Here is a 2,184-nt window from a genome sequence, read left to right on the forward strand (position 1 = left end):
CAGCTGGCGGGTGGCTGGACTGCGACCGAGGCCGCGAACACCGGGGCCAACAGCAGCGTGGCGCCCAACTGGCTGCCCAGTGCCACCAGCCGTGCGTCCAGACCGCCGCGCTCGGTGATCCAGCGGCGGGTGAGGAAGCCGGCCAGGCCGTAACAGCCGGTGGACACCAGGCAGGCCAGCGCACCGGCCGCCAACGGCCAGGACAAAGCCGTGGGACCTGTGGTGGTCAGCGCGGCCACGCCGCCCAAGCCCAGGCACACGCCCGCCAGCTTGCGGCCGGTGACGGCCTCACCAAAGAACAGTGCGCCGATGGCAATGCCCATCAACGGGGTGGTTGCATTGAAGATGGCCGAATAGCCCGCCGGCAACCATTGCGCGGCCAGGCAGTACATCGCAAAGGGGATGCCGGAATTGATGACGCCCAAGGCCAATGCGTGCCTGAACTTGCCCTGAAAGCGCCAACTCGCACGCATCAACGCGAGGATGGCGCACAAGCCCAGCAGGCCGAACAAGACGCGGAAGAAGGCCGTCGGCCACGCACCCAGCACCGGCGCCGCGATCTTCATGAACAGGAAGCTGGCACCCCACAACGCGGCCAGCAGGCACAGGCGGAGATAGTCGGAAACTCTCATGGTCACGGTGGAATCGTGGTGGGCCATTACAGGTCCGCCGCGCCTCGCGCCACAAGCTAATCTTCGCCATCACGGTTAAGTTCATCTTCATCATGAAGCTCCCTCCCCTGCACGCACTGGTCTGCTTTGAACATGCAGCGCGCAGGCTCAGCATGAAGGCCGCGGCCGAGGCTTTGCACGTGAGCCCGGCGGCCGTGAGCCAGCAGGTGGCCAAGCTGGAAGAGGCGGTGGGCACCCCGCTGTTCGAGCGGCAGCCGCGGCGCCTGCAACTCACCGAGGCCGGGCGCCGCTACCTCGACGCCATACAACCCGCCTTGCGCCAGATCGCTCAGGCCACGCAGGCGCTGCAGTCCGATGCCAGCAGCGATGTGGTCCACCTCAGCTGCACCACCGGCTTTGCCATCCAATGGCTGCTGCCGCGGCTGCCACGCTTCCAGGCCCGGGCGCCGCAGGTCGAGGTGCGCATCAACACCACGCACCGCCTGGTCGACCTGCAGGCCGAAGGCTTCGACTTCGCCGTTCGGCACGGGCCGGGGCCACACCCGGGCATGAAGGCCGAAAAACTGCTGGACGACCCGCTGGTGCCGGTGTGCAGCCCACGCCTGCTGGGCAGCGCTGGCCCGGCTTCCATCGACCGCGACCTGCCCCGGATGACGCTGCTGCACGACGAACATCGCGGCGACTGGACCTTGTGGCTGAACGCGGTGGGCGCCTCCCACGTGGACGCCCTGCGCGGGCCGGTGTTCGTCGATTGCAACGGTGTCGTGCAGGCAGCAGTCGCCGGCCTGGGTATCGCGCTGGTGCGGCCGACGCTGGTGCGCCAGGAACTGGCGGACGGACGGCTGGTGATGCCCTTCGATGCGTCGGTGGGTGTGCCGTTCGGCTATCACCTGGTGCAGGGCGGCCGCAGCGGCCTGCGCCAGGGCCCCGCCCGATTCAAACGCTGGCTGATGGCCGAGGCCCAGGCCGCGCGCGAAGCTGCCGCCGCCTGAAGCGCTTGCGGCGGCCACTCACTGGCGCACCCGCCGCGGCCGCGCAGGCGGTGTGGGCGGCGCTTCCAGTGGTGGGCCCACGTAGCGGCCGCGAGGTCGGATCACCGAGTCGACGCTGAGCTGCTCCATCGCATGGGCCAGCAGGCCCACGCTGCGGGCGGTGGCGAACAGCGCAAAGGCCGCATCGGGCGGCAGGCGGTGGCGGGCGGCCAGGGCTGCCAGCGCCACGTCGATGGTGGGCGCCTGGCCGGTGAGGCGGGCCACCTGGTCGATCAACCGGGCCACATGGACGGGCAGGTCCAGGTCGGGCATCAGCGCCGCGGCGCGCGGGTCGCCGTCGGGGTACAACGGGTGGCCGAAACCGGGCAACGGCACGGCGGCAGACAGGTGGCGCTCGATCACCGCGTCGGGGCCGGCACGCGCCACTTCGTCGAACAGCGCGCGCACGCGGGCCGAGGCATCGCCATGCAACGGCCCCGAAAACGTGGTGAGGCCGGCCAGCAGGCAGGCCGGCAGTGAGGCCCCGGTGGAAGCGGTGATGCGCGCCGAAAAGGCCGAGC

General features: G+C 70.2%; 3 protein-coding genes. 1 reads left to right on the forward strand and 2 read right to left on the reverse strand.

The annotated features are described in order from the left end of the window. Nucleotides 1–632: DMT family transporter (locus ABNT58_RS29545; protein WP_348756919.1), on the reverse strand; the 632-nt coding region annotated here is incomplete at its 3' end. Nucleotides 633–724: 92 nt separating this feature from the next. Here ABNT58_RS29545 and gcvA point away from each other — a divergent pair. Beyond that, nucleotides 725–1,624 (forward strand): transcriptional regulator GcvA, encoded by a 900-nt coding sequence (gcvA, locus tag ABNT58_RS29550; RefSeq protein WP_348756920.1) that lies wholly within the window; start codon nucleotides 725–727, stop codon nucleotides 1,622–1,624. 18 nt (nucleotides 1,625–1,642) lie between these two features. Here gcvA and ABNT58_RS29555 read toward each other — a convergent pair. Next, the coding region (locus tag ABNT58_RS29555) for a citrate/2-methylcitrate synthase (RefSeq protein ID WP_348756921.1) at nucleotides 1,643–2,184 on the reverse strand (542 nt) is incomplete at its 5' end.

Origin of the sequence: uncultured Aquincola sp. (genome assembly GCF_964001545.1) — a bacterium.
In the GTDB taxonomy this organism is placed as follows: Bacteria; Pseudomonadota; Gammaproteobacteria; order Burkholderiales; family Burkholderiaceae_C; genus Aquincola.